The 8,626-nt window shown below is 72.4% G+C and carries 7 protein-coding genes and 1 pseudogene; 7 read left to right on the plus strand and 1 reads right to left on the minus strand.

Annotation, left to right across the window (positions count from 1 at the left end; genetic code table 11):
- The first annotated feature begins 5 nt into the window (after window positions 1–5).
- Complete coding sequence (locus H8R17_RS33155; RefSeq protein ID WP_187826918.1) at window positions 6–1,835, plus strand: hypothetical protein; 1,830 nt, start codon at window positions 6–8, stop codon at window positions 1,833–1,835.
- On the opposite strand, the gene H8R17_RS33160 is transcribed toward H8R17_RS33155, so the two are convergent.
- Window positions 1,777–2,508: a nucleoside/nucleotide kinase family protein gene (locus tag H8R17_RS33160; RefSeq protein ID WP_187826919.1), complete on the minus strand. Its 732-nt coding sequence runs from the start codon at window positions 2,506–2,508 to the stop codon at window positions 1,777–1,779. The genes H8R17_RS33155 and H8R17_RS33160 overlap by 59 nt on opposite strands.
- Window positions 2,509–2,610: 102 nt before the next feature.
- On the opposite strand from H8R17_RS33160, the gene H8R17_RS33165 reads away from it, so the two are divergent.
- From H8R17_RS33165 to H8R17_RS33190, 6 genes and pseudogenes are all read left to right on the plus strand, one after another.
- Window positions 2,611–3,018 carry an SgcJ/EcaC family oxidoreductase gene (locus tag H8R17_RS33165; protein WP_187826920.1) on the plus strand — a complete coding sequence of 136 codons (408 nt, stop codon included), beginning with the start codon at window positions 2,611–2,613 and terminating at the stop codon, window positions 3,016–3,018.
- A 55-nt stretch (window positions 3,019–3,073) separates the two neighbouring features.
- Window positions 3,074–3,823, plus strand: a complete 750-nt coding sequence (locus H8R17_RS33170) for an HAD family phosphatase (protein WP_187826921.1) — start codon at window positions 3,074–3,076, stop codon at window positions 3,821–3,823.
- 161 nt (window positions 3,824–3,984) lie between these two features.
- The gene (locus H8R17_RS33175) at window positions 3,985–5,481 is read left to right on the plus strand and encodes a hypothetical protein (protein WP_187826922.1); all 1,497 of its coding nucleotides are present in this window, start codon (window positions 3,985–3,987) and stop codon (window positions 5,479–5,481) included.
- A gap of 130 nt (window positions 5,482–5,611) precedes the next feature.
- Entirely contained in the window at window positions 5,612–6,466 is an 855-nt protein-coding gene (gene prcB / locus H8R17_RS33180; RefSeq protein WP_187826923.1) for a proteasome subunit beta, read from the plus strand.
- Between the two features lie 154 nt (window positions 6,467–6,620).
- Window positions 6,621–7,778, plus strand: a complete 1,158-nt coding sequence (locus H8R17_RS33185) for a HoxN/HupN/NixA family nickel/cobalt transporter (protein ID WP_187826924.1) — start codon at window positions 6,621–6,623, stop codon at window positions 7,776–7,778.
- Window positions 7,779–7,875: 97 nt separating this feature from the next.
- A pseudogene (locus tag H8R17_RS33190) lies at window positions 7,876–8,542 on the plus strand (GNAT family N-acetyltransferase).
- The last annotated feature ends 84 nt before the right edge of the window (window positions 8,543–8,626 follow it).

The following is an 8,626-nucleotide window of genomic DNA, read 5'->3' on the forward strand; positions in this document are numbered from 1 at the left end:
CACCCGTGCATCTCCCTCACCAGCGCGGCCCGTTGCACGACCTCCCGGACACCCCGGAGGCCTACGACGCCGTCCTCGCCGACGTCACCGAGCAGGCCCTGGCCCGGATGACGCCGGAGGGCAACCTCGAACACCCGGACTGCGTCGACGACATCGGCGACACCTCCCTCGGCCTCACCTCCCTGCTCGCCCTCGCCTGGCAGCGGAACAAGGACCCGCGGCTGCCGGAGGCGGTGCGCGGCAGCCTCGCCTTCCACCTGAGCGAGCGGGTGTACACCGAGGACAATCCCGGCTACCCCAACCTGCGGGTACGCGACTCCGGGCTGCCGTACGCCCGTTACACCCTGGCGGCCGGCGCCCACCCCATCGGCGACTGGCCGAGCACCGTGTGGGCCCTGCTCCAGGCGGTCAACGTGCTGGACGCGGCCGACGGCCTCGTCGACGAAGGACAGCGCGCAGAACTGCTGGAGGTGGCGCACGGCTACTGGCGCTGGCTGACGGAGGCGACGTTCTACAACCCGCAGGAGGCCGGCAACCAGGCCATCGGCTGCGTCGTCGGCGGCCTGATGCTGGCCCGGCACCTGCCGCCCGCCGAGGGCGAGTCGGTGCGGCGCGAGGCCCTGCGGCTCTACGAGGAGAAGATCCGCGCCCACCGGGTCGCCGACCGTGGTGCCCTGCTGCCGCCCGAGCACGGCGGCGCCTACGACAACAACTACGGCCCGATCTCCCTGTCCTTCCTCGCCCAGGCGCACCGGGTCAGCGGCGAGGAGATCTTCGCGGAGGACGGCGACGCGCTCGCCCGCTACATCGACGCGCGCCTGACGGGCGGCGGCTTCGACAACGGCGGTCCGCGCTACAGCGAGCAGCACTCCGCCTTCGAGTCGGTCCTGGGCCTGCGCTACTTCAGCCGCCGCATCGGCTCCGACCTCGGCCGCTACCGGGGCGACAGCCGGTGGGCCCGGCACGCGGTCAAGCCGGACGGCGGCATCGACGGCCACTTCGCGTTCATGCTGGTCTGGCAGATCCAGGACACGACGTCCTGGCACCGCACACCGTCCACGGCGCCGGCCCGGCACCAACTGCGCGCGGGCAGCGTGTCGGTGGCCTTCGACGACCGGATGACCCCTTCCCTGGTGGAGGCCGCCGGCACCTACTACCTGCCCGCCGCCGTCAACCGCCAGCACGGCTTCGGCCCGGTCACCGACGGCTTCCTGATGTGTCGCCCCATGGGCGAGGTCCGCGTCCGCGACCTGAGGGCTGACGGACTGACCGCCAAGCTGGTCACCAAGCCGGTGGTCGGCCGCGACCACGTCCTGCGTCACCTGCAGTCCCTGTACGTCACCGACGGCACCCGCCTGTGGATGACGGTCGCAGTGCAACGCCTCCCCCGTACGCCGTACCTGCTGGCCGGGTTGCCGTACGCGGCCGACGACGGCGACCGGGTGCGCCGGACCGCGGAGGCCGAGGTGACGTCGGCCGGCTCGTTGCGGCTGACGCATCCGTCCTCGGACACCGTGGACCACTTCGACGCCCGCGCCGACACGACCCAGGAGCAGGCCGCCTTCGCCCTGGCCGCCGACCCGCGCGGCTACGGCAACCCCGACGAGGGCTGGCGCCACCTGGTCTCCTCCACGGCCCTGGAAGCCGAACCGGCCCCGGGCGCCCCGGAGAACCTGCACGTCTTCGCCGTCCGCTACGGCGAGGACGGTGGGTTCACGCCCTCCTTCGCACGCGAGGGGGACGACCTCACGGTCCGCACGGAGGCCTTCACCGCGGTCATCGGAGCGGCGGCGGGCGGCCCCTACGGGGAACCGGAGCTGGCGCTGCGGGCGTAGGACTACGGGCCTCGTCCGGCGACGGCAGCGTCGCCGTCGGGACGATCAGGTCCGCGCGGTGCCGCGTCGTGGCGATCACGTCGGCGTTGCGCTGGTCGGAGCGCAGGACCCAGGTCACCGCCTCGTCGTGCGGCTTGCCGAACCGCTCGTGGCGGGCGACCAGGCGCCGGATCCGCTCCTCCTCGTCGAGTTCGCAGAACCACACCTCGTCCAGCAGCGGCCGGACGCGGGCCCACGCGCCGGTGTCGAGCAGCAGGTAGTTGCCCTCCGTCACGATCAGCCGGGCCGTCGGCGGCACCGGAATCGCCCCGGCGATCGGCTGCTCCAGCACACGTTCGAAGCCGGGCGCGTAGACGACCTCCTTCCCGTCGTCCTTCTCGTCCTCGCGCAGTCGGCGCAGCAGCGCCGCGTACCCGGCCGCGTCGAAGGTGTCCGGCGCGCCCTTGCGGTCCCGGCGGCCGAGCCGCTCCAGTTCCGCGTCGGCCAGGTGGAAGCCGTCCATGGGGACGTGCGCGACCCACGGCTGCGCGTCGCCGTTCAGTTCTTGCACCAGGTGCTCGGCAAGCGTCGACTTGCCCGCGCCGGGGCTGCCGGAGATGCCGAGAAGCGCGCGCCGCCCGCCGTGTGCGAGGGCCCGGGCGCGGTCGAGGAGGTCGTCGAAAGTCAGCGGCACACAGGAGAGTGTGTCACCCTGCGCGCAGGCGGCGGCTTCCGGCCAGGCGGGGAGTCTCCCGGGCCGGAGCGCGCCAGGACCGGGGGGGGAGGGAACCGCACCATGCCCGACACCACACCCGACGACGAGGCGCAGATCCGCACCCTGATCACCCGATGGGCCGAAGCCGTCCACCGCGGCGACCTCGACGGCGTCCTCGCCCAGCACGCCGGGGACATCGTCATGTACGACGTCCCCCCGCCCCACGAGGGCATCCATGGCCTCGCCGCCTACTGCGTGACCTGGCCGCCCTTCTTCGCCTGGCAGGCCCAGGGCGCCTGCTTCGACATCACGTCCCTCCACGTCACCGCCGGCACCGACGTCGCCTACGCCCACGCGCTGCTGCGCTGCGGCACCCCGGAGGAACTGGCCGAACGCCCCACCCTCCGCCTGCGCCTGACCTTCGGCCTGCGCAAGGAAGGGGGCCGCTGGGTGGTCGCCCACGAGCACCACTCGTTCCCGCACGACTGACCGCGTCTGCGCGGCGCAGGGAGCCCGTCCCGCATATGGGGGAACCCGGCGACGTATGACGCACCTCGGACTCCCCGCACACATCCGGGCCTGCCTGTTCGACCTCGACGGCGTCGTCACCCGGACGGCCGTCGTGCACGCCGCCGCCTGGAAGGAGACGTTCGACGCCTTCCTGCGCGAGCGTGAGGGCCAGCGGTTCCGGCCGTTCGACGCCGGCGCCGACTACGCCGCGTACGTCGACGGCCTCCCCCGCGCCGACGGCGTACGCACCTTCCTCGCCGCCCGCGGCATCCACCTGCCCGAGGGCGACCCCGACGACCCGCCGGACGCCCCCACCGTGCACGGCGTCGGCAACCGCAAGAACGCCCTGCTGCGGGAGAAGATCCGCACCGGAGGCGTCGAGGCCTACGACGGCACCCTGCGCTACATCGAGGCGGTCCGCGCCCGCGGCCTGCGCACCGCGATCGTCTCGGCCAGCGCCAACTGCCGCGACGTACTGCGCGCCGTCGGCGCCGGGCACCTGTTCGACGTGACCGTCGACGGCATCGTCGCCGCCGAGCGCCACCTCCCCGGCAAACCGCGCCCCGACACCTTCCTCGCCGCCGCCCACGAGCTCGGCGTCGCGCCGCGGGAGGCTGCCGTCTTCGAGGACGCACTCGCCGGCATGGACGCGGGCCGCGCGGGCCACTTCGGCTACGTCGTCGGCGTCGACCGCACCGGACAGGCCGCCGCCCTGTACGCACACGGCGCGGACCGGGTCGTGGCCAGCCTGGCCGACCTGACCGGAGTGACCCACCGGACCTGACGGCCTGGTCCTGCCGCGCATTCGGCGGAATTCCGCACGGCGTGCTGACACTTCACGGGTTAGTTTGTCAATGTTTTTCCGTTTTGCCGTACTTTCATATTAAATGCGTCAAGCTGAAACGTCTCAGAAATCCAACGACTTGTAGGGGTAAGGGGTGGACGATGGCCCACAGCGCGAGCGCCATCCTCACAGGTATGCGAGGGCGTGAGCAGACGCCCGGCGCCGACGCGTCCCGGCGTGCGCGCGGCACCGCGCCGCTCGCGGCACTCGCCGGAGTGTTCACGCTGGCCCAGCTCGTCCTCGTACGCCCCGGCCTGGGGCTCGGCTGGGACGAGACCGTGTACGTCAGCCAGGTCGGCACCCAGGGGCCCGCGGCCTTCTTCAGCGCCCCGCGCTCCCGCGGCGTCTCCCTGCTCGTCGCGCCCATCGCATCGTGGTCGACGTCCACGCCCCTGCTCCGGATCTACCTCGCCGTCCTGGCCGGCCTCGGCCTCTACGTGGCCCTGCGCGCCTGGCGCGGCCTGTTCCCGACCCGCGTCCTGGTCGTGGCGGGCGCCCTGTTCGCCTCCCTGTGGGTGACCCTGTTCTACGGCCCGCAGGCCATGCCCAACTACTGGGTCGCGGTCGGCGCCCTGATCTGCGTCGGCTGCTTCCTGCGGGCCCGCACGGACCGCTCCGCGCGGGCCGCCCTGTGGGGTGTCGCGGCCGGCGGCTGCCTCATGGCGTGGATGCGGCCGACCGACGCGGTCTGGGTGACCGTGCCGCTCGTCGTCCTCGCGCTCGTACGCCGGTACTGGCGACCGCTGCTCGCGCTGGCGGCGGGCCTCGCGGCCGGGGCGGTGGAGTGGGTGATCGAGGCGTATCTAGGCTTCGGAGGGCTGGGGGAGCGGCTGCGCGAGGCCTCGCGCATCCAGGGGGGACTGGGCTGGTACTTCGCCGTCGACGACCAACTGCGCAGCCTGGGCGGACGGGCCCTGTGCCGCCCGTGCACCGGGTCGATGCCGAACCCGCTGCTCACCGTGTGGTGGTACGTCCTGCCGGTGCTGGCCGTCCTCGGCCTGGCCGTCGCGGTCCGGGCCCGCCGCGCCGCACCCACGGTGCTCGCGCTCGCCTGCGCCACGACCGCCGCCGTGCCCTACCTGTTCATGATCGGATACGCGGCGCCCCGCTTCCTGCTGCCCGCCTACGCCCTGCTGGCCCTGCCCGTCGCCGACGCGCTGTGGTCCCTGGCCAAAGCGCCGAACGGGAAGTGGAGGCCCGCGGTCGCGGCTCTCGTCGCGGTCGGGCTCGCCGGACATCTGGCGGTGCAGTACGCCGTGCTCGCGCGCACCGTCGACCGCAACACCGAAGCCCGCCGGGACTGGACCCGCGCCGCCGAGACACTGCACCGCCTCGGCGTCAGCCCGCCCTGCCTGCTCACCGGCCACGAGGCCATCCCTGTCGGCTACTACACCGGCTGCTCCTCCGCGGCGACCGGCGGCCACAACGAGAACTCCACGGTGGCGGACATCGTGCGCACCGCACATCGCATCCCCGCCGCCGCCCTCGTCGCGCCGGGCGGCACCCCGCCCGCCTACGCCCGCACCTGGCCCGCCCACCGCGTCGGCGAACTGACCGTCCACGTCGCCCCGACGGCGCGGGAGGACGGCGCCGCGTGACTCCGGAGCCGTCGCTCGCGGCCGTACTGATCCGCCGCAGGGCACCGTGATCCCCGAAGGGCGTTTCCCCTCCGGCCGGTTCAGGTAGGAGACGGACCGTCAGGTGTTCGACGGACGAGGGGGTAACCGGATGACCGTGCACGACAGCGAGGGCCGGCTGGGGGAGGAGTTCTTCACGCCCGGCACGTCGTCCTTCACTGAGTTCCTCGCGGCGCACCGCCCCGAGTCGCTGAACACCAACTGGATCCTCCCCGACGGCATGCAGGCACCGCCCGCCCGGGTCCCGCACGGCACCACCGTCCTCGCCCTCACCTACCGCGACGGCGTGCTGATCGCCGGCGACCGCAGGGCCACGGCGGGCAATCTGATCGCCCAGCGCGACCTGGAGAAGGTGCACCCCGCCGACGACCACACCGCCGTGGCCTTCGCCGGCTCCGTCGGCCTCGCACTGGACCTGGTGAAGCTCTACCAGGTCGAACTGGCGCACTTCGAGAAGATCGAGGGCGTCCCCATGACCCTCGGCGCCAAGGCGACCCGGCTGGCCGGCATGACCCGGCAGAACCTCGGGCAGGCCATGCAGGGCCTGGCCGTCGTCCCGCTGATGGCCGCCTACGACGTGCACGCCCCCGACGGCGCACACGGCCGTATCGTCGGCTTCGACGTGGCCGGCGGGCGGTACGAGAAGACGGACTTCCACGCCGAGGGCTCCGGCTCCCCGTACGCCCGGGGAGCGCTCAAGAAGCTCTTCCGCCCCGGCCTGTCCCGCCGCGAGGCCACCCTCACCGCCCTGCACGCGCTGTACGACGCCGCCGACGACGACTCCGCGACCGGTGGCCCGGATCTCAGCCGCCGAATCTTCCCCGTCGTGTCCGTCATCACCGAGGGCGGCTTCGAGCGGCTGCCGGAGGCGGAGACGGCCGAGCTGAGCCACGAGATGGTGGAGCAGCGTCACGGCCGCCCGGACGGGCCGAACGCCGACGTGTGATCACCACACCCACCAGGAGCTGCCGGAAGCTGCCGGAGTTTCCGCTTCCGTGGGCAAGACCTGTCAGGGCTTTTACTGCACATGAGTTGCAGGTACTGGAGGATGGCACAAGGCTGTACACGCAGCCGCTCAGCCGAGAGAAAGTCCCTCCCCGATGACGGCCGCCCCTGACTCCGCTCCGACCCTCCCCGCCCGGACCGCCGCACACCGCACGGTCTGGCACCGCGTCCGCACCTCCATGACGCGGCAGGAGTGGATCAGGGCGGGCGGGATGGCCGCCGTCGTCCTCGGACTGCACCTGATCGGCTGGTTCACGCTCGTCGCCGTCGTCGCCCCGCAGCACCACAGCATCGGCACGCAGACCTTCGGCGTCGGCATCGGCGTCACCGCGTACACGCTCGGCATGCGGCACGCCTTCGACGCCGACCACATCGCCGCGATCGACAACACGACCCGGAAACTGATGGGAGAGGGGCAGCGGCCCCTGTCGGTCGGCTTCTGGTTCTCGCTCGGCCACTCCAGCGTGGTCTTCGTCCTGGCCCTGCTGCTCGCCCTCGGCGTGAAGGCCGTGGCGGGACCGGTCCGCGACGACGGCTCCGCCCTGCACGACATCACCGGCCTGATCGGCACGACCGTCTCCGGGACCTTCCTGTACGTCATCGCGGCCGTCAACCTCGTGGTCCTGGCCGGCATCTGGAAGGTGCTGCGCCGGATGCGCTCCGGGCACTTCGACGAGGCCGCCCTGGAGGCGCAGCTGAACAGCCGGGGCCTGATGAACCGCCTCCTCGGCCGGGTGACCAGGTCGATCACCAGGCCCTGGCAGATGTACTCGCTGGGCCTGCTCTTCGGCCTCGGCTTCGACACCGCCACCGAGATCGCGCTGCTCGTCCTCGCCGGGTCCGGCGCCGCCTCCGGCCTGCCCTGGTACGCGATCCTGTGCCTGCCCGTGCTGTTCGCCGCGGGCATGTCCCTGCTCGACACCATCGACGGCTCGTTCATGAACTTCGCCTACGGCTGGGCGTTCTCCCGCCCGGTCCGCAAGGTCTACTACAACCTCACCATCACCGGCCTGTCCGTCGCCGTCGCCCTGCTCATCGGCACCGCCGAACTCCTCGGCCTGCTCGCGCAGCGGCTCGGTCTGCACGGCCCGTTCTGGGACTGGATCGCGGGCCTCGACCTCAACACCCTCGGCTACGCGGTGGTCGGCCTCTTCGCCGCCACCTGGCTGATCGCCCTGCTGGTGTGGAAACTCGGCCGCATCGAGGAGAGGTGGTCAGCCGGCCTCACCGGACCGGTCGATGGAGATCATTGAGCCCGCTGTTTGCCCCCTTCCCGAATCCCCGATCCCCCGACGTCGGCCGGCCGGAAACCGGGTGCGCACTGTCGGCGCGGTGGGATGTGATGGGGCGATGACGATGGGGTTGGGCAAGCCGGGAGCCGACGGGTTGAGCGAGGCTGTGGGCGTGCTGCGGGAGTGGCAGTACGACGCGGCGCCGATGCAACTGCATCCGGGGGACCTTGATGGAGGGGAAGGGGTACGTCGAGGCGCCCACGGGCGCGCTGGCCCAGGATCTGCTGTCCGAGGTCGGCTGGAACACCGACGAGCCATGGACGCCGCTGCGCCGCGCCCTCGCGGAGCCGGTGAAGGACCCAGGCGTGCGGATCGAGGTGATCGGGCCGGAGCAGGCGCACGTGTGGACCGCCGTGCTGCGGGCATCGTTCGACGGGTCGACGTTCACGGTCGATCGCCGGTGCGCGATGGCGGCCGGATTGCCGTACGCCGACGCCCGGTGTCTGGTCGCGTACGACGACGAGGGCAACGCGGTGGCGGCGGTGACGGTGTGGTCGGCCGGTCCGGGGAAGCCCGGGCTGCTCGAGCCGATGGGCGTGCACCGGGAACATCGCGGTTACGGCTACGGCAAGGCGATCACCGTCGCTGCGGCGGCGGCACTCCAGTCGCTGGGCTCGTCGAGCGCGCTCGTCTGCACCCCGACCTCCAATGCCGGCGCCCTCGCCACCTACAAGTCAGCCGGCTTCCAGCAACTCCCCGAGAGACGGGGCCGCCGCCGGGACTAGGCCCAATGCCGTGTAGTTAGGGCTTGCCGATTAATAACTCGCTGTCTTGATCTCCGGTGGGTGGGTGAGTCCTGCCGTGCTGGC

It is taken from the genome of Streptomyces sp. TRM68367 (genome assembly GCF_014495685.1).
Lineage (GTDB): Bacteria > Actinomycetota > Actinomycetes > Streptomycetales > Streptomycetaceae > Streptomyces.